Origin of the sequence: Brasilonema bromeliae SPC951 (genome assembly GCF_012912135.1) — a bacterium.
In the GTDB taxonomy this organism is placed as follows: domain Bacteria; phylum Cyanobacteriota; class Cyanobacteriia; order Cyanobacteriales; family Nostocaceae; genus Brasilonema; species Brasilonema bromeliae.
Genome location: NZ_QMEB01000020.1, coordinates 1 through 18,304, shown reverse-complemented (window position 1 = coordinate 18,304; position 18,304 = coordinate 1). Strand labels below are relative to the sequence as shown.

14 protein-coding genes, 1 tRNA gene and 1 pseudogene are annotated in these 18,304 nt (G+C 42.1%); 8 read left to right on the top strand and 8 right to left on the bottom strand.

From position 1 onward, the window contains the following. The first annotated feature begins 34 nt into the window (after positions 1–34). Positions 35–2,101 (top strand): prolyl oligopeptidase family serine peptidase, encoded by a 2,067-nt coding sequence (locus DP116_RS04490; RefSeq protein WP_169154030.1) that lies wholly within the window; start codon positions 35–37, stop codon positions 2,099–2,101. 65 nt (positions 2,102–2,166) lie between these two features. Here the strand turns inward: DP116_RS04490 and DP116_RS04485 are convergent, their stop codons facing one another. Both DP116_RS04485 and DP116_RS04480 read right to left on the bottom strand, forming a co-directional pair. After that, positions 2,167–2,592, bottom strand: coding sequence for a PIN domain-containing protein (locus tag DP116_RS04485; RefSeq protein WP_169154029.1), 426 nt, complete (start codon positions 2,590–2,592; stop codon positions 2,167–2,169). Continuing rightward, positions 2,585–2,839, bottom strand: coding sequence for a YlcI/YnfO family protein (locus DP116_RS04480; RefSeq protein WP_169154045.1), 255 nt, complete (start codon positions 2,837–2,839; stop codon positions 2,585–2,587). Before DP116_RS04480 ends, DP116_RS04485 begins: the two co-directional genes overlap by 8 nt. Before the next feature lie 776 nt (positions 2,840–3,615). Between DP116_RS04480 and DP116_RS04475 the strand changes: the two genes are divergently transcribed. Next, positions 3,616–6,183 (top strand): NACHT domain-containing protein, encoded by a 2,568-nt coding sequence (locus tag DP116_RS04475; RefSeq protein WP_169154028.1) that lies wholly within the window; start codon positions 3,616–3,618, stop codon positions 6,181–6,183. A gap of 132 nt (positions 6,184–6,315) precedes the next feature. Here DP116_RS04475 and DP116_RS04470 read toward each other — a convergent pair whose 3' ends face one another. The 4 genes from DP116_RS04470 to DP116_RS04455 all read right to left on the bottom strand — a co-directional run bounded on the left by DP116_RS04470 (position 6,316) and on the right by DP116_RS04455 (position 12,127). After that, positions 6,316–7,359 (bottom strand): CHAT domain-containing protein, encoded by a 1,044-nt coding sequence (locus DP116_RS04470; protein WP_211173073.1) that lies wholly within the window; start codon positions 7,357–7,359, stop codon positions 6,316–6,318. A gap of 292 nt (positions 7,360–7,651) precedes the next feature. Beyond that, positions 7,652–8,695 carry a c-type cytochrome biogenesis protein CcsB gene (ccsB, locus tag DP116_RS04465; RefSeq protein WP_169154027.1) on the bottom strand — a complete coding sequence of 348 codons (1,044 nt, stop codon included), beginning with the start codon at positions 8,693–8,695 and terminating at the stop codon, positions 7,652–7,654. A gap of 517 nt (positions 8,696–9,212) precedes the next feature. After that, a complete protein-coding gene (locus DP116_RS04460) occupies positions 9,213–10,913 on the bottom strand; it encodes a DUF3352 domain-containing protein (protein WP_169154026.1) in 1,701 nt (566 codons plus the stop codon). Positions 10,914–11,833: 920 nt separating this feature from the next. Continuing rightward, entirely contained in the window at positions 11,834–12,127 is a 294-nt protein-coding gene (locus tag DP116_RS04455) for a hypothetical protein (protein WP_169154025.1), read from the bottom strand. A 563-nt stretch (positions 12,128–12,690) separates the two neighbouring features. On the opposite strand from DP116_RS04455, the gene DP116_RS30250 reads away from it, so the two are divergent. The 4 genes and pseudogenes from DP116_RS30250 (at position 12,691) to argC (ending at position 15,481) form a co-directional block, all read left to right on the top strand. Continuing rightward, positions 12,691–12,915 (top strand): transposase, encoded by a 225-nt coding sequence (locus DP116_RS30250; RefSeq protein ID WP_369333947.1) that lies wholly within the window; start codon positions 12,691–12,693, stop codon positions 12,913–12,915. Positions 12,916–13,162: 247 nt separating this feature from the next. Further along, positions 13,163–13,306: a hypothetical protein gene (locus tag DP116_RS30245; protein ID WP_369333946.1), complete on the top strand. Its 144-nt coding sequence runs from the start codon at positions 13,163–13,165 to the stop codon at positions 13,304–13,306. Between the two features lie 621 nt (positions 13,307–13,927). Continuing rightward, positions 13,928–14,283: pseudogene (locus DP116_RS30110) on the top strand (hypothetical protein). A gap of 229 nt (positions 14,284–14,512) precedes the next feature. After that, a complete protein-coding gene (argC, locus tag DP116_RS04445) occupies positions 14,513–15,481 on the top strand; it encodes an N-acetyl-gamma-glutamyl-phosphate reductase (protein WP_169154043.1) in 969 nt (322 codons plus the stop codon). Between the two features lie 100 nt (positions 15,482–15,581). Here the strand turns inward: argC and DP116_RS04440 are convergent, their stop codons facing one another. Then, positions 15,582–16,211, bottom strand: coding sequence for a chorismate lyase (locus tag DP116_RS04440; protein WP_169154024.1), 630 nt, complete (start codon positions 16,209–16,211; stop codon positions 15,582–15,584). A gap of 149 nt (positions 16,212–16,360) precedes the next feature. Then, positions 16,361–16,441: transfer RNA gene (locus tag DP116_RS04435), tRNA-Leu, on the bottom strand. Between the two features lie 76 nt (positions 16,442–16,517). On the opposite strand from DP116_RS04435, the gene DP116_RS04430 reads away from it, so the two are divergent. Both DP116_RS04430 and accC read left to right on the top strand, forming a co-directional pair. Continuing rightward, positions 16,518–16,796: a hypothetical protein gene (locus DP116_RS04430; RefSeq protein WP_169154023.1), complete on the top strand. Its 279-nt coding sequence runs from the start codon at positions 16,518–16,520 to the stop codon at positions 16,794–16,796. A gap of 70 nt (positions 16,797–16,866) precedes the next feature. Next, on the top strand, positions 16,867–18,219 hold the full coding sequence (gene accC, locus DP116_RS04425; RefSeq protein WP_169154022.1) for an acetyl-CoA carboxylase biotin carboxylase subunit: 1,353 nt from the start codon (positions 16,867–16,869) through the stop codon (positions 18,217–18,219). Positions 18,220–18,304 lie beyond the last annotated feature (85 nt).

The following is an 18,304-nucleotide window of genomic DNA, read 5'->3' as shown; positions in this document are numbered from 1 at the left end:
ACACTATGTAAAAGTACCCTCTTCACACCGAAATATGTCTGAAAAAAAACACTTGAGCTATCCAGTTAGCCCCAAAAACAATCAAGTTGATGATTACCACGGTACTTCAGTCGCAGACCCTTACCGTCCCTTAGAAAATCCTGACTCAGTAGAAACAAAGGCTTGGGTAGAAGCACAAAATAAAGTGACTTTTGGCTATCTTCAGGAAATTCCTGCAAGAGAAAAAATTAAGCAGCGTCTTACCAAATTATGGGATTACGAAAAATATAGTCTTCCTTTCAAAGAGGGTAAGCGTTACTTTTACTTTAAAAATAACGGACTGCAAAACCAGTCTGTTTTATACACCTTAACTTCCCTCGACGCTGAATCAAAAGTTTTACTTGACCCAAATACACTTTCAGAAGATGGTACTGTTGCTCTTTCAGGAACAGTTATCAGTGAAGATGGTAATTTTTTAGCATACGGTCTATCCACTGCTGGTTCTGACTGGCAAGAATGGAAAGTTAGGGATATTGAAACAGGTATTGACCTCAAAGACCACTTGAAGTGGATTAAATTCTCTGGCGCATCCTGGACAAATGATAGTAAAGGATTTTTCTACAGTCGCTATGATGAACCAAACGAAAAAACCAAATTAGAAGATGTCAATTATTACCAAAAGCTTTACTACCATAAACTGGGAACACCGCAATCAGAAGACTTACTGATTTACAACCGTCTCGACCAGAAAGAATGGGGATTTAACGGTGATGTCACAGAAGATGGACGTTACCTTATTATTTCTGTATGGCAAGGAACTGACCCCAGAAATCTAGTTTTCTACAAAGATTTGACGAATCCGAAAGCGAAAGTTGTAGAACTGATTCAGGAATTTGAGTCTAGTTTCGGTTTTATCGACAATGACGATCACATCTTCTATTTCCGCACTGATTTCAACGCGCCAAGAGGACGAGTCATTGCTATTGATACTAAAAATCCGGCGCGACAAAACTGGAAAGAAATCATCCCCCAGGCGACAGAAACTTTAGAAAGCGTTAGTACAATTAATAACCAGTTTGTTGCTGATTATCTTCAAGATGCCCATACCCAAATTAAAATTTTTGACCTAAAAGGCAAATTCATACGTGAGGTTAAATTACCAGGACTCGGTTCAGCCGGTGGCTTTCATGGCAAGCGACATGATACCGAAACTTTCTATAGTTTCACCAGCTTTACCACACCAGGAACCGTCTATCGCTACGACATGGTAAGCGGAAAGAGCACAGTTTTCCGTCAGCCAAAAGTAGCTTTTAACCCTGAAGATTACGAGACAAAGCAAGTTTTTTATAAAAGCAATGATGGTACAAAAGTGCCAATGTTTCTTACTTATAAAAAAGGGATTAAATTAGATGGCAATAATCCAACATATCTCTACGGTTATGGTGGTTTCAATATCTCTCTAAGTCCCAACTTTTCTGTCAGTAATTTAGTATGGATGGAAATGGGTGGTGTTTACGCTCTGGCTAACTTACGCGGTGGCGGTGAGTATGGGGAAGAATGGCATCAGGCGGGTATGAAGTCGAAAAAGCAAAATGTGTTTGATGACTTTATCGCTGCTGCTGAGTGGCTGATTGCCAATAATTATACAAAGCCTGCTAAGTTAGCAATTGGCGGTGGAAGTAACGGGGGATTATTAGTTGGCGCTTGCATAACTCAGCGTCCCGATTTATTCGGTGCTGCTTTACCTGCTGTGGGTGTTATGGATATGTTGCGCTTCCATAAATTTACTATTGGTTGGGCATGGACTTCTGAATATGGCTCGCCAGACAATCAAGAAGATTTCAAAACACTGTATGCTTATTCGCCATTGCACAAGCTTAAATCAGGTACAGCATACCCAGCAACAATGATTACCACAGCCGATCATGACGATCGCGTTGTTCCCGCCCATAGTTTCAAATTTGCTGCTGCTTTGCAAGCTACTCACAATGGTGATGCGCCAGTACTGATTAGAATTGAGACAAAAGCGGGACATGGTGCTGGTAAGCCTACAGCAAAGATCATTGAGGAAATTGCAGATAAGTGGGCTTTTTTGGTGCGTACATTGGATATGAAAGTTTAGTCTTTACAAAAATGCAAACACGCAAAAACGCAAAGAATTATTTCTTTGCGTCTTTGCACTAAATTTCAACAAAGTTCTCTGAGGTAGGTGGGTTGGGGTGTGAGTTGTCTGATAAGTGTGACGTCAGCCGTCCAAAACTCGGCAGAAACACTCTCAGCGCAAGCGAGAAATGCTGCATCATATAAAGTAGGTAAGACATATTGCTCTGCAATTTCCCAAGCTTTCACCCGAATGACTTCCTCTTCTATGTAATCAATGGGAAGTTCGCAGAAGTCTTGAAAAAAACCCTGTGCTTCCTCTGTTGTGATGACTTTCATCCGAGTTTTCTTTCGCAGCACAGATCCTACCTCTGCCCAAGTAAATGCTGGGGCCACCAAGCGCAAGTTAAGACTTAATGCCTCTGTGACTAAGGTTCTAGCTTGAAGCTGATAAGTCTCTGGTACAAGGTAAGGTATCCAAACGCTGGTATCAAGGCACAAGACTCTAGTCACATCGATCCTCGCTCTCTCTGAGGCTACGGATCAACTCTGTAGAGGCTGATTGTATACCAGTTTTCGCTTTCACTGCCTCGCTGCGAGCAATAATCCGTTGATGGGCTGCCCAACCCCTCCGACGTCGCACCTCCTGCTCTACAGCTTCAACGACTAAATCGTTTAGAGATTCATTGCCTTCCTTGAGACTTCTGGCTTTAGCAAGTAGATCAGATGGAAAACGGATTGTTACAGCTTCGCGTTCCATAGCAGCTTTTGTAACCAAATTATGATACCACTTATTGTAACCGCAATTGAAGTGAGTTTATAAGAAAAATGCTGAAAACCCCGTACTTTCTGGTCCGCGATCAAAGCTAAAAGCAGGATTTCTCCTACCGAACAGTATTGAGCGATCGCTATCCTTTAATCCAATACGGTTCAGTTAGAGCCAAAACCCTTAAACTGCGTAGGTTGGGGAGGACAGTACCGGGGTGAGGCAGCGCGGTCTTGGGGGTTCCCCCCATGAGCGACTGCCGTGGACGGGTTCCCCGGCTTGAGGCGCGTGGCGTTTGACGTCAGGAAACCCAACACAAAACGTTTATTGTTGGGTTGCGCTACGCTTAAACGCCAGACTTGCCTAGGTCGGGAAACCCTCCTGGAGCTTACGCTCCCCAACCTACCATTACCTTAACTGAACTGTCTCCTGTCTCCTGTCTCCTGTCTCCTGCCTGAACGAATGAATTTAATTTTGTCCGACTACTTATCTACAATTCACGTTCATCTTCCGCAGCGTGCATAAGTTGATTTCACTTACACCTAAATAAGAAGTAGAAGGAGGGCTTATGTCCTCACAAGGTAATAACCCCGACTTTATTGAGGTGATTTATGCCTACTATGGTATAACCACATAATCAAAATTTTGTCAATGCGTAAGTTATAATATAATCTTTTTACTTCGATTACAGAATTTAGAACAGAGACTGTGTGGTACTAAGTAAATAGGTTAGGGGTAAGAGTAAAATTTTTGTTCACACAGGATAATATATGAATGAATCATCTCCCTTTAATCCTCAACAGCATCTCAATGTCTCTGATGGTAGTTCGATTAAGGACTCTCAACTTGGAGGCATTGCAGGACAAGATCTGAATGTCACTCAGATTCAAGGAAGCGTGGTTAATTTAAGTATTTATGACCGGATCGATGGGTCTAAAGCAGTTATAAAGCCAAAATTTCTCACGAGGTATGAATATCGGCAACGTCAAGCTCTGCTAAGAAACATTAAGAAAATCTGGATTACAGATTATTTAAAAAAGTCACTTCATTCCAAAGCGCTAATTGAACTTCAACTAGAAGCCAGACCCGACGTAGTGCCAGGTCGTATTACTAATACTGATGAGTTTCCTGAAGAACATTCGCAGCCTTTATCTGAGAAAACAAGTGCAATCCATCTCTTTAAAGAAACAGAAGAGGGAGAAACTTTACTGATTTTGGGAGAACCCGGTTCTGGAAAAACGACAATACTCTTAAGGATCGCCCAGGATTTGATTACTCAAGCTGAAAAAAATGTAGGTCAATTTATTCCAGTAGTTCTTAACTTATCGTCTTGGGCAAGTGAACGGCAAAGCATTGGAGATTGGCTAGTTCAGGAACTAGATAGCAAATACTTAGTTCCCAAAGCACTTAGTAAAAAATGGATTGAGAACCAAGATTTGATTTTACTGTTGGACGGGCTAGATGAGGTCAAAGCAAATCGTCGAGAAGCCTGTGTTCAAGCTGTCAATGAATTTAGAAAATCTCATGGTCTAACACAGATAGTCATCAGTAGTCGCATCCGAGACTATGAAGCTTTATCTTCTCGATTGCAAGTTCAATCTGCTGTATGCCTTAAATCGCTGACCCAAGAACAAATTAAGCAATACTTAGATAGGGCAGGTGGTCAATTAGAAGGAGTGAAGACGTTACTTCAAGAAGATGAAGCCTTACATGAGTTAGCCAAGTCACCTCTAACGCTTAGTGTTATAGCGTTGGCATATAGAGGTATACCTGCTGAAGAGTTACCCCATTACGGCTCGATAGAAGAACGCCGCAAACGTCTATTTGATGCCTATATCGAACGGATGTTTAGACGAAAGGAAGTGGAAAAGAAGTATCCAAATTACGGCTCGATAGAAGAACGCCGCAAACATCTACTTGATGCCTATATCGAAAGGATGTTTAGACGAAAGGGAGTGGAAAAGAAGTATCCAAAAGCCAAAGTAAAACACTATCTTTCGTGGTTAGCTCAAGAACTTAATCGAACTTCTCAATCAATATTTCTAATTGAGCATATGCAACCTAGTTGGTTGCCTTCTAATCAACGAAGAAAATACCAATGGGGTAATGTAATAACTTTTATAATAGCAACATTTTTTATATTTCTGTTCACGAACTACATACCTCAAAACATTAGTATTATTTCTACTGGGGAGCAAATACATCATCTTGTTTTAGAGAGAATAATCAAATCTATCTTTATTGGATTATGGATTTTTGGATTTAATCAAAAGGAAATAAAGACCTTTGAAACTATCAAGTCACCTTTTCAATTGATAAGAATATTAACAGTTTCAAAAGCTTTAATGACGACGAAAAATATTTTGTGTCAATCGTTTTTATATAGTCTAATTTATGGAGCTTATTGTGCAACCTTATCTGGCTTGTATGTTTGGACTCAACCTTCATTAATTAAACCATCTAACCCGGAATTTGCTTGGGTTATTGGTATAATTATTGGTCTAATAGTAGGACCTATTATTGGCTTTATTACCGGATTTTTAGGACACTATTCTGGAATAAGTGGTCTGATTTTTTCACTGATATATAGCGTTTACTTTTACTTCATTGAAGATCCGCAGAAGTTCATTCAAAATGATAAGCCTGAAACTTTATTTGTTCGGGCAGCTTTGGGTTATTTGATAGGTATAATACTTGGGCTACTTGCCCGTTTTGGTAAAAATAAAAGTATTATATTTGGCATTATTGTAAGTTTGAGTTATGGTTTGCTATACCTTGACGAAAATTTGTATGCAGATTTTTCTAAAAATGAATCGAATTCAGTCCCAACCGAAAGGCGAATACTTGAAGGTTTGAACGATGGATTATTCCCAGGAATGTTTACAGGGTTGTTTGTTCATTGGACAGAGGGTATGCAAGGTCCAGAAATTGAAACGAAAATAGAGCCAAATCAGGGGATTTGGAAATCGGCTAGCAGTGCCATGTTTATTGGAATAATTGTTACTCCGGTGTTCGGAGTAATTCACGGACCAATTTATTTGATGGCAAAAAAATTTAATTTGTTCCTTTTAGTACTTAATGCACTCAGTTTTGGAGCATTTATTGGACTAGTCAGTGGAGGCGGACAGGCTTGTATCCGTCACTTTACTTTACGTTTTCTCCTTTGGCGCAAGGGCAACATTCCTTGGAATTATGTTCGCTTTCTTGACTATGCTACTGATCTCATCTTCCTACAAAAAGTGGGGGGCGGCTACATCTTCATTCATCGAATGCTGATGGAGCATTTTGCCCAGATGAGTGGTCAAGAAGCAACGCAATTGACTACTGAGGAAGGTTAACAATATTTGATTTACCTTCAGGTCACGACCAGCTATTCCTGCAATTTGACCATTCTGAAGGGAAGCGCCATCTAAAATATTAAGATTTTGATGTGGTCATTCGGAGTGTGTTCGCTCATAAACAAGACCCTTTCAGCTAAAAAAGCTTGCCGCTACACCCAGCCAAGGCAAAAGCTTAGTAATAATGGGTTGAACTTTTTCCCAGATATTTGTTCCTGCTGTCACTGCTTCATTCGCTTCTTTGAGAACTTTTGTAGCTTTTTGCAAATTTTTAGCTGCAAAATCCTTGTCAGGTTCCTTTTCCTGAACCTCTTCTTTAGCAGCTTCTAAGTGCTTAATTGCTTTTGAAGTTTGCGCCTCTGGTAGTTCTGAGTTGCGAAACAGTTCTTCAAGTTGGGCAATTAATTCGACTACATCTGTTTGGATCAGCGGCTTTTCAGAATTACCTTGAGCAAGAAGCTGATTTTGGGTCACATCCATATCGCGACCCGCTTGACCTCCAATTTGGACATTAGAAAGCTGACCCCCACTGATGGTGAAGGATTGAGAAGGTTTTTGTTTGATCAATTTAGTAGTTGATTGTTTTTTAAAAAATAGAGTTTTAAAGTTATCTCGGATTTGAATTTTTGGAGTTAAAAATTCTGGTATGCTATTAAGGTCAATATTGTTACAACCTAAATCAAAAGCATCTTTATAGCTTCTCCCAGCACCAAGGGTATCATAAAATCCTTTAGAAAAATGAATAGCAGCTTTATCTGTGATGGCACGTTTCATCCCAATAACACAATTGATGTGCTGGTAAATTGCTTCTGCTTGAGTTTCTGAATAACAAGCATTGAGCAACACACATTCAACTGTGTCTTTAAATAACTTGAATAAATTGCTCAACGATTCTGTACTAACCAATTGTACGTAACCGAAGTTATCCTCCAATGCTATGCCGTCCGTTCCATCCCCATGACCAGAAAAATGTACAACTTGTGGCTCGTGGTCTAACAATGCTCGGCGTAAATCGTCAATCCTCACAGCTAATCTAGAAATGAGTTCAAACTCTTCCCTGTGTCTGGAACGCTCCAATGCAGATTGGATTTCCCTCACTTCCTCATCTAGACGCAGTTTATTTGTATTGATAGGATTGGCTGATAAAACCAAAATCTTTTTTATACTTCTAACCATAGAAAAGCAAACATCATTAGCTTTTACAGAAAATGGCGGCTGTATAGAAATAGTACTTATACAAATATATAGGGCAAACGCATCTAAAGTGTAAGAATCCTTTTCATAGATTACGCACAATGATCGTATTTATCTTAGAGGATTTCTGAAATTGAAGTATTTACAGTAAACGAGTATTTTCACTAGTAAATCTACATTTAAGAGTTTTTATCAAAAGCATTTCATGGCAGATTTTAAATTTGCTAAACTACCCCCTCTTCGCAAGTAAAGAGGGAGTAGCAGATTAAAGTAATTACAAAAACCAACCGTAAGAGTGTAAACCCTTACCTAACAAATTAACCCCTAAATAGCAAATCCAAACAACAACAAAGCCAGTAGCGGCTAAAATTGCGGGACGACGCCCTTGCCAACCGCGAGTGATACGAGCGTGAAGATAAGCAGCAAAAACTAACCAGGTAACCAGCGCCCAGGTTTCCTTTGGATCCCAACTCCAGTAAGATCCCCAAGCTTCGTTCGCCCAAACAGCACCAGCAATGATACCAATAGTCAGTAGGGGAAATCCCAATCCAATAATACGATAGCTGATGTTGTCTAGAGTTTCGGCTAGGCTCAGACGCTGAGGTGAAAGGGGTTCTGCTGCGACAGCTTGAGACTGAGTGACAGTGACTAAATCTAACACAGCAGTTTTGCCGTTGTTATTGCTTTCTATACGCGTGACTCCGTTATTCTCAACAGCAAGTGTCGAAGGTTGAGCACTTAGGTCAGTGACTTTATGCAAGCGATAGCCGTTACTGCGATATCCACCAGTACCGACAGAACTCCCTTGTAATTGGATTTCTTGAGCACGTGTGACAATCAGGAAGGCGATCGCCACTAGCGAACCCACCATCAAAGCTGCATAACTCAACATCATCACGCTGACATGCATCATCAGCCAATTAGATTTCAGCGCAGGTACTAAAGGTTCTGCGACTTGCATTTGCGATGGTAGGGTGAGGGTGGCAAAAGCGGTGATACACATAGCGACAGGTGCAGTCACAACTCCCACTAAGCGGCTGCGACTTGTATTTTCGGCAATCAGATGGACAGTCGTTATTCCCCAAGTTAAGAAGAATAAAGATTCATATAAATTGCTGAGGGGAAAATACCCAGCCTCCAGCCATCTTGCACCTAGTAAGGTTGCTATGCACAAATTAGCGATCGCCATTCCAGCCGTACCTACAACAGTTGCAGGCACATTTGGAAAAGCCGCCCCACCCCAATAAACTAGCATCGTCACAAATAAAATTGCAAATGAGGCATTGTCTAGCCAGTTCTGGAGTCCAACCAAATTCATAAAACCTCGCGGGATGTGTGCAAACCCAAGCCATGATGGCATGGGAGAAAACAAGGGCGCGGGGAATGCGCGTCCCCGTGAAAGGGACTGGTTTTTGAATGGATATAATCCCAGGAACCAGTAAACCTGTTTTAGTCCCCTCGCTCAACACAATTAAGATGGCTGGGCTTTACCCCACGACTTAACAAGAAGTCTTACAGATAATCCGAACTGGGTGGCCACTCCGCCCTTGCGGCTGTGCCGACTTGTTCGCGCAGCGTCTCCGCAGGAGTTAGGATGTGGCGTGAAGTATTCGGAAGTGTGTACCAAACTGTGTCTCAATGAGCTAGTCGTCACTTACGTTGTCCGACTTGTTTCGGACAAGCCCCTAGCCTGAAGGCAGAGGTTGATGACAATTAACTTTATCGCCAGTCAATATAGTATTGATTCCGATTGTTACGATCCTATCTGTTTTAAGGCAGGTAGGAGTTATAAATGATGAATCATGAATCATTAATGCTAAAAATTTCATGATTCATCATTGATTTGTGGGATTTGGTAAAGGATCCGGTTTTCCAGCTTTTTGAAGTGATAGAAAAATGTCGTAGCGAGTACTGCGGCTATCACTCACAGCACCTGTGACTCCTATTGAGCGTGTTGCTTGTAACAAAGTTTGTTGATCAGGCAAGAAGATCGGTAGGGGAAAATTTTTTGCCGTATGTTCTACATCCAAGAAAAACTGACCATTTGTAGGATTGGGTTGTCGTGGAACTGTGTCCTGGAATAGCCCACTACTGCCTAAAGTGTTATTTGGTCTAGGAACTATTTTATCAGTGACAGGCGCACCAACCGCCAAGAAAGCGACATCATCATCTAACCAACCATGACTAGCTGTCAAAGTTCCAAAAGGTCCGAGCCAGTTGACAACAGGTTTACCATCAACTGTTGTATATTTTATCTGGAACTGGTATTGATTTTTCATGACGTCATCAAGCTGTTTTAGGGCGGTTTCAGCACGGGTGCGATCGCTTGCCTGTACCATGAAAACCAAAGCAGCACGAAAATCGTCTGCCATACCTTGTTTGGGAATATTTGGAATCACTGAGAAGGAAAACTCTCGTCCCATCCATGAGAGCAAATCTCGCTCTAAATCAAGATTTGTGAGGGATTTGACACCATTTCGCAGTTGTTCTGGCATAACTGGTGCAGAGGGATTTCCTTGGGAAGTTGAGACATAATCAGCCCAAAACTGCTGTAAGTTTCCGCCAGACAGCATCATTAAAGTTTCTGTTGGCAAGCGGTTTTGCATGTTCCCTGCTTTATTTTCCACTGTTAGCACGCGCGGGCTGGTCGGATTTAGCCAAGAAACACTTTTTAACCGAATTCCTTGTGACTCCAAAGTCATCGTTCCTGCTATACCTTGGTTATTCTGAAGTTGACTCAGAACTTGAGCAGGCAAAGGACGGTTTGGAGATTTAGCGGCTATTCTAGCAGAGTAAGGCACATTCACATAGAATTGACCAAAGGGTTGGTAATTATAAATTTTTGGCACATTCTCTGCAAAACCCGGACTTGTCGCTAGGGATGATTGACCTTTGTATGCGTCAATTGCCCGTTCTGTGGTTTTGGAATTATCGGTGATGACGAGAAAACGTTTGTCTAATAGGGCTGCTGACAATTTTTCTCCCACTTGCCCTTCAGTTTCTTTAATGACAATATTTTCGTAAGTGCGGTCAATCCATTTACCACCTTTAGCGGCTTTGGGTTGTGCTAAAATGCTGCTTGCTTTTTCTAGATTTTTGACAGGCAGAATCATCACCATTGACTGTTCGTTGGTCGTTGCTTCTGCATTAGTTGCAATCGGCTTTGATACTGGTTTACTGACGTTTGGGGCGAGAACTGCGATTGTGACTTGATCGCCAACCCAAGGACTGATATCTTTTTGGAAGTCGTAACCATTATTGGTTAAGAAGCGATCGCGCAACTGTACTAAATTTTTATCCAATAAGCTTTGAGTTTCTTTTGTGCCAAACTCTCGTAATTTCTGCCATTGTCCTGGATCTGTGCTTAGAGATACTGCAAATAGGGCATCTTGGGGAATAATATTCGCACCTGGTAGTAAATCTTTAGATGATGAGTTTCCCTGAGTTAACAGCCAGTACGCTGCACTCCCTGCACAAATTAAAAATCCTGCAAACGAGAGCGTTAGTACCAGAGACGGTTTCTTTTTTTTCTTCATTGATATGCTGTTTGATTTCATCAAATAAATTCTTGGGTTTATACTGCAAGTGTCGCAAAAATCTATTAGACACCATCATGCGACAAACCCCTGACATAATCTCCGGCAAAAGTACACATCCAGCATCCGCATGATTCTGCCAGTAGGAATAGAGGTAAGTGTTCAAGTCACACGAATCGGTTAATGGTTTGGTACAAGACTTAGGCAACAATAACGTAGTTGCACCCGTTGCGACGTAAGGAAGCAATCTCACAGTCAAGTTCATTAGTAATTCATGCGTAAGTCCTATGGTAGTAGCTCTCATAGTGTTCCTACCCCAGATAAAGCAACATACGTGTTATCCGTCTTCCAACGCTTCTAGTGATTAGCTATACGCCCTTGGCGTCTGCGCTCTGCGCAATCGCCTACCACTTTCATTTTTACAAATATGCATTGTTTGTCTACTTTGTCAATGCTTAAGTTCTAAGTGTAACCAATTATGTAAAGTTTTATAACTATCTTAACTATCTTAACTGTCTTAACTGTCTTAACTGTCTGCTTAACTCACATCTCGCACCAGGTAAAAAATGATATATTTGGTCACTCAGTATTAAAATCAGTATGTCTGATTTAAGAAGAATTAGTGTACAGTGACTAATTATCTATCATCATGACAAATTGTTGCCGTCGAAAAATCCCTGTGTAGCAAAGCTTTTAAAAACCATTCGATACTCGACCCAATATTCTTCCTAATGACAAAATAAATGTCATTTACCAGATAAATGACAAAATAGCTGTCGCTACATAATAGAGAAATTTGACATCAAATGCAAAAAACAGCGTAGTGATAAAACTTAATATCAGCTACGCTGTTGTTGTTCTGATTAAGAATTTAATCAGAAATAACCTTACCCGAAGGGTTTGTCAGAGTTGGGAGAATATTAATTCCAAGGCAGTGCGGGTGCCTGAGCAGATATTGCCCATTTATAACAACCGCCACCAGATTGACCTCCTCCTGCACCACAACTATTTTGTTGATAACACTGTTGCTTCGATATTTTTCCTTGAGGAGCAGGAACCCAATAAAATTGCCCTGAAATATTTTCCATCCAAAAACATTGCTCTTGTAAAGGACCACTAGCCAAACTATCTTGTACTGCGGTAAATCCTGAAACAAGCAACATAAAGCTGCATAAAGCAAAAACTAACACAGACTGAATCATGTTTTTCTTCATGGTTTATACCTCATTGATGAGTATAGTTCTATTACTTAGAGTGCAAGCATCCATGAGAAGGTGTTACTGAATTAATAATGACTTACGGGTTTGTAATTTTTCCAAACACTTGTACAGACATGACATGTCACGCCTGTAAAAAATTGTAATTTCCACAAAATCCATACATTAATTCAGCAAAACCCATTTTTAGACTTGCTTGCGAACTTTGTAATTTACTAAGAAGTATTTTTGCATAACTGGCTATATAACTGGTGACTTTTTTGTGGATAAAAATCAAAAATATATCTAAAGATAGAGGTAATATTGAATTATTTTTTAACTAAACTATATATATAGGTGCTGTCAAAATGAACTTATGCACAATTTTTTTAAATTATCCCACTAATACCCAAACGTGATAATCTACTTCTTAAATAAAAGGGGCGTATCACTTTATGGCAGGACGTTTTGAAGGATTGAGTGACCTGGAATGGAGACTATTTGAGGATATATTCCCTCCTGAACCATCTAAGCGTCATAAAGGAATGCCTCATTCACCGTATCGTTATGTATGAAATAGTCTGCTATATATCCTTGTTACTGGGTGTCAATGGTGTGATATTCCACAGGGGGGAATCTGGGCATCGAAAAGCTCATCTCACCGATGGTTAAAGCGATGGCGCTCTGATGGAACATTTGAACATTTGCAGGCTCGTTTACTAGCAATCGCAGACGAGAAAGGATTGATAAATTGGGAGTTTGGAGCCGTTGATGGCTCTTTTTCCCGCAGGATCGGGAGGAAGTGAAGAAGTTGCGTATGGAAATAAAGGGAAAGGGATTCTTATCCACACGCTTACCGAAGGTAATGGAATGCCCTTGTCCAACAGAACTACCCCTGCCAATGGAAGCGAAAGGGAGCAAGTAATACCTTTACTATATCAAGTAAAATTAAAAACTTAAAAGCGGGGTAGACCACGTAAACGACTTAAGGTACTCGCTGCTGATAAAGGGTATGATTCCAAACAGCAACGCGCAAGCCTACGTAAACGAGGCATTAGACCTGAAATACCAAAACGAGTCTGGAAAACCAGGAAAAATAAAGGCAGACCCATCAAAATCTCTGTTCCTAGATTCCAGCAAGAGCGGTGTTTCGCTTGGTTTCAACGTAAATACCGTCGCCTAGTAGTACGCCCGTGAACGTCGAAAAGTATATTTTGATGCATTCATTGACCTTGCTACCATCCATATTTGGGTTCAAAGAATTTTATTAGTGGGATAGGTTCTTGATTTTTTCGGTAGTCGCTCCAAGTGGTAGAGGTCGCAACGACTCGCGATATTTTTAACCTACGATGGAGTATGAGTAGCATTCGCGCAGAAAACCGAGTTAAGGGTAGCAATTCTACGTTTGAGGTATTTCGTGAAATAGGTAGCCCAAAGTATTAATCTCTCGTGGCTGTAAGCAGCGTCAACAACTTTGAGGGTTTTGCCAACTTAGGGTCATAAGTTGGCATTTGAGTTCTGACTGTATTTGATTAGTAACTATATACTAAAATATGTCTGCTTGTAGCCTTCCTGATGTTTGGTTAAAACAGAGAAGTAAAAAGCTGAAATCTATATAGAATAAGCTTTAAGAGCCTCTATTTCCGTTGTATGCAGAGTTCTCGGCTCAATGCCCTTGAGACAGATGAGAAACAGGAGATAAGAGAATCTCCCCTGGCTTTCAACCACACTCTGCTTTTTAATGACAACCATTTTTTACGACGGCACTAATCTGTCACCAATGACAAATAATCTGTCACTGTACATCACCCTCGCACGATCGCTGCTTTTGGCCGAGAGTGTAACCGTCTTGGAGTCGGTTCCCCAAGCAGGGAGGTCAACGGAAAGATTGTACCTGCTTGGCGCAACTATCCGATTTTTCCTTGTAACAAAATTCCTATCACCAAGGAGGGTACTAGCTCTATTTTGGTACTCGTGTTGGAGAAGAAAACCAAGGGGTGGTAGGTCTACACAAAACGGGTATCCCTGATGAATACCAACCCAGTTTGTCTGTGCGCTTTATGGGGATCAACGAAAAGGCGATCATTTCCTACTTAGTAAGTGCTTACTACTCTGCTGCCGTACTCATCCCCGACGCACTCGGCATTCTTGAAGGTGTCGAAATCGGGCGCTGAGGGAACGGATCGGGCACTTAGACACGAAGGCAGATGACTCTGGGCCAGTCGGCGCATCATGACTGGCTCAGAGTCGTAAGCGCAACTCATTCTTGTGACATGATAATTGCTTGTTGGTAATATTAACCAAAAGGTTTCCTTTCCTTTATTGATGACTTGATCCACAACAGACTAAGTTAAGTATTGGTGGGACAAAAAACCTGTTACGGATCAGGATGCTGAGCACATGATTACTAAACCTAAGATTTTCATTGATGGGGAATCGGGAACCACAGGCTTACAAATTTATTCGCGCCTCAACCAACGAGATGACATCGAGTTAGTTAACATTGAACCATCTCGACGCAGGGATTCAGCTGAGCGAGCGAAACTGATCAATGCTGTCGATGTTGCCATTCTTTGTCTACCTGATGATGCAGCCCGCGAAGCTGTTAGCTTTGTCCGCAGTACTAAGGTTAAAATCCTCGATGCTAGTACTGCCCATCGAACGGCTGAGGGTTGGGTTTATGGCTTTCCTGAACTGAGTTCGGGACAAAGAGAGAAAATTGCCAGCGCCCAGTTTGTTAGTGTTCCGGGCTGTTATCCCACAGGATTTCTAGCTTGTATCCGTCCGTTGATAGCCAAGGGACTCCTCCCTAGTCACTTTCCCATTACCATTAATGCGGTATCAGGATACTCTGGTGGCGGAAAGAATCTGATCAAAGACTATGACGCTTTCCACGATCAGCAAGACGGAGCAACATCGCTCTATCCCTATGGCATCTACAGTACACAGTTTGGGCACAAGCACGTTAAGGAAATGCATAAGTATTCAGGATTAGCATCGCCGCCACTGTTTGTACCAGCAGTGGGGGATTTTGAGCAGGGGATGCTGGTACAGATACCTTTACCACTGTGGACTTTGGAGAATCCACCATCTGGTGAGGTTATTCATCAGGCGATCGCCGACTACTACCAAGGCGAAAAATTTGTACAAATCGCCCCCTTCCAAGACTCCACTCTTCTGCGAGACGGTAAATTCCTAGACGTGATGGCAATGAATGGCACCAATATTGTTCAAATTTTCGTCTTCGCCAATGATACAACCCACGAAGCCCTCTTAGTTGCTCGCCTCGATAATTTAGGCAAAGGCGCATCAGGAGCCGCCGTACAAAACTTAAACATCATGCTGGGCTTTCCAGAGGAATTGGGATTGTGATGCTGAAGAAAGCTGCATAGGCAAGCTAGCACAGATGGATGGAAAATCTTCGTTGTGTAGCAAAAAAGAAAAACTTTTTGCTACACAGCAAAATTTGCCACTAAACCTCAGCATTAATAGAACTTAGCTGCGTCGGTCCTAAATATTTCGTCAAGTAAGGCGAAAACACCTCGTAAATTAACGTTAAAGGCTGTCCGTGATGCCAAAACAAGTAGTGGCGACCCCAAAAAGGTCCGGTTTCATCAAAACCTGACTGCAAAGCATCTGAGTCACCGTAGTAAATCCCTTGGACATCGCGATACAATTCCGTACGCAGACGAGCTAAACTCGCCCAAATCGGTAATGAACGGTTTTGCAAATACTCATCTACGTGAGAAGCTTCCCACCATGAGGTGGCATATGCCAATCGTTGACCAGAGGCGGTACGCAGCCACACCTGTCGCCGTAGCCTTGGTCCTGGGACAGCTTTGATAAGTTCTGGTGCACCATCCAAGTCCATGCCAATTAATGACATATCGATGACATCCACCTCTGTCGGTTCGCCCGTTAGCAATTGTAAGTGTCTCGTTGGAGAGCCATCACCCAAAAGGAGCAATTGCCAAGCTGGTGCTAGCTGAGTGTGGGGCAAACTTTGTTGAATGACTTCTTCGCCACCTTGCCAAGTCGCACTGAGGCGGTGCCATCCCACAGGTAATGTTAAGTTGTTTGTCGGCCTAAAAGTCGCAGTCAAGGTTCTTTACAAAACTTCACTTATTTATATCAAAGCACAAGTGAAGACTTAATAGCGAACGAACCTTAAGTTATGAGTGCTGAGTCATTCTTCCATTGACTGAAAGTTGACACTTCAGCACCCATAACTTGGCACTACATACTAAAATATGCGGATGGCGAGACTCGAACTCGCAAGGCAAAGCCACACGCACCTCAAGCGTGCGCGTATACCAATTCCGCCACATCCGCAAGGTTTCCCTAGATTTATAGTATAGCATAACAGAAATATTTATGATCAGTGATACCCAAGTTACAGAAAATTTAAGTGCAAGAATTCACAACTATCAACAGATGGATATACTCGACGGACAGAAATGTCATGGCAGCACAAGTGATATTAAAGGTATCGCGACCGCAGTTGCTGGAAAATTGGTTCTACGGTGAAGCGCACGGTACGCGCTTATTATGCCAAAGTCGGGAAAATGAACTCATACTCGGCAACATCGCTGCTGCTAGTGTAGTTAATACCCGTAGAGGCAAGCAGCGAAATCTTTCCTTATATTTGGAAGGAATTTTGGGAATCTCCAGTCAGAATTTGAAATGAGGCTCTGCGTAATTTCAATTTTGACGGCAGAACAATGTCAATCTACTGGACTGATATCAAAAGCTAAAAGATGAAGTTTGACAAAATATTAATTGCTAATCGGGGAGAAATCGCGCTTCGCATTCTCCGCGCCTGTGAAGAAATGGGGATTGCCACGGTTGCGGTACACTCCACTGTTGACCGTAATGCTCTGCACGTCCAACTTGCTGATGAAGCGGTTTGCATTGGCGAAGCTGCTAGCAGTAAAAGTTATTTGAATATTCCCAATATTATTGCAGCGGCATTGATCCACAATGCCAGCGCTATTCACCCTGGTTATGGGTTTTTAGCTGAAAATGCTCGGTTTGCAGAAATCTGTGCAGACCATCATATTGCTTTCATTGGTCCATCTCCGGAAGCTATCCGGCTGATGGGGGATAAATCCACGGCTAAAGAAACGATGCAAAAAGCTGGAGTACCCACAGTACCAGGTAGTGATGGGTTGATAGAGTCGGAGCAAGAGGGCTTGGCGATCGCCAACAAAATTGGCTACCCAGTGATGATTAAAGCCACAGCAGGCGGTGGCGGACGGGGTATGCGCTTGGTACATTATGAAAGCGAATTTGTCAAATCCTACCAAGCAGCCCAAGGCGAAGCGGGAGCAGCATTTGGCAATTCCGGAGTTTATCTGGAAAAATTTATTGAGCGTCCCCGTCATATTGAATTTCAAATCTTGGCTGATAACTATGGTAATGTCATCCACTTGGGTGAACGGGATTGCTCAATTCAACGCCGTAACCAGAAGCTTTTAGAAGAAGCTCCCAGTCCCGCTCTCGATCCGGATCTGCGAGAGAAAATGGGACAAGCTGCTGTCAAAGCTGCTGAGTTTATTAACTACAGTGGGGCAGGTACGATTGAGTTTCTCTTGGATAAATCCGGTAAATTCTACTTTATGGAAATGAACACCCGGATTCAAGTTGAGCATCCAGTCACGGAGATGATTACTGGGATAGATTTGGTTGTTGAACAAATCCGTATTGCTCAAGGGGAAAGACTCCAGCTGACACAAGACCAAGTCGTTTTACGGGGTCATGCGATCGAATGTCGTATTAATGCCGAAGATCCCGATCATGACTTTCGTCCCTCCGCCGGACGTATCAGTGGTTATCTCCCTCCTGGAGGTCCCGGAGTTCGGATTGACTCCCATGTTTACACTGATTACCAAATTCCTCCTTACTACGACTCCCTCATTGGCAAGTTAATAGTTTGGGGAGTAGACCGTCCCACTGCTATTAACCGTATGAAACGAGCACTGCGAGAATGTGCCATCACGGGATTACCCACAACGATTGGGTTTCATCAAAAAATCATGGAACATCCACAGTTTTTGCAGGGGCAAGTCTACACGAGTTTCGTACAGGAAATGAAAACGTTAGTGCAGTAGTCTTTGTGACTAAAGCTATGGGTGTAGGGGGGTAAGGGGAGCCAGTGCGTTGGGGAGCCAGTACTGTAGGAGGGTCTCCCTCCGT

Coding starts and splice junctions, on each gene's coding strand:
- DP116_RS04460 (WP_169154026.1), bottom strand. CDS start 10,913: ATGAAGAAAAAAAAGAAACCGTCTCTGGTACTAACGCTCTCGTTTGCA.
- ccsB (WP_169154027.1), bottom strand. CDS start 8,695: ATGAATTTGGTTGGACTCCAGAACTGGCTAGACAATGCCTCATTTGCA.
- DP116_RS04455 (WP_169154025.1), bottom strand. CDS start 12,127: ATGAAGAAAAACATGATTCAGTCTGTGTTAGTTTTTGCTTTATGCAGC.
- accC (WP_169154022.1), top strand. CDS start 16,867: ATGAAGTTTGACAAAATATTAATTGCTAATCGGGGAGAAATCGCGCTT.
- DP116_RS04475 (WP_169154028.1), top strand. CDS start 3,616: ATGAATGAATCATCTCCCTTTAATCCTCAACAGCATCTCAATGTCTCT.
- DP116_RS04490 (WP_169154030.1), top strand. CDS start 35: ATGTCTGAAAAAAAACACTTGAGCTATCCAGTTAGCCCCAAAAACAAT.
- DP116_RS04470 (WP_211173073.1), bottom strand. CDS start 7,359: ATGGTTAGAAGTATAAAAAAGATTTTGGTTTTATCAGCCAATCCTATC.
- DP116_RS04480 (WP_169154045.1), bottom strand. CDS start 2,839: ATGGAACGCGAAGCTGTAACAATCCGTTTTCCATCTGATCTACTTGCT.